Raw genomic sequence first — 608 nt, 5'->3', positions numbered from 1 at the left:
GGTGAAGTCGTAACAAGGTAGCCGTATCGGAAGGTGCGGCTGGATCACCTCCTTTCTAAGGAAATGGATGACATTGGTACTTGTTCAGTTTTGAGAGGTTAAGTCAGGATATGGACGACGGTCCGCTTGCGGAAACTTCCAGAAGAAAAATAGGAAACAGACGATGTGTTCGAAGAACACAAGGAAGTTTATCTTTTTTCGCTAGGAAGTTAGTCGAAAATTCAACTCTCAGAGACAGTAAGAAAAGAAATAAAAACAGAATAGAACCAGTTGTTAAAAACCAACTTGGGGCCTTAGCTCAGCTGGGAGAGCGCCTGCTTTGCACGCAGGAGGTCAGCGGTTCGATCCCGCTAGGCTCCATTAAGATACTAAAGGCGTCCCGCTTGCGGGAAGTTCTAAAGAAAGTGGTATCTTAAGTAAGGAAAACTAAATAGAGTGTAAGACTTTGAAAGAAGTTGAACACGCCCTCATTTTTCGGGAAAAAAGATAAACTTCCTAGTGTTCGAAGAACACTTCATCAGTTTCCTATTTTTCCGTTCAAAATGCACAATTCTTGGGACGGGCTTAGTATCCTATAAGAACATTGAAAATTGAATATCTATATCAAT

1 tRNA gene and 1 rRNA gene are annotated in these 608 nt (G+C 41.6%); both read left to right on the top strand.

Going from position 1 to position 608, the window contains the following annotated elements:
- A 16S ribosomal RNA gene (locus I2503_RS09445) occupies nucleotides 1–55 on the top strand; the annotation flags it as partial.
- Between the two features lie 232 nt (nucleotides 56–287).
- Nucleotides 288–360, top strand: a tRNA-Ala gene (locus I2503_RS09440).
- Nucleotides 361–608 lie beyond the last annotated feature (248 nt).

It is taken from the genome of Streptococcus sp. NLN64, from assembly GCF_015831295.1.
Classification (GTDB): Bacteria; Bacillota; Bacilli; order Lactobacillales; family Streptococcaceae; genus Streptococcus.
Note: the sequence above shows the minus strand (reverse complement) of the source record. Positions and strands in the feature narration are given on the sequence as shown.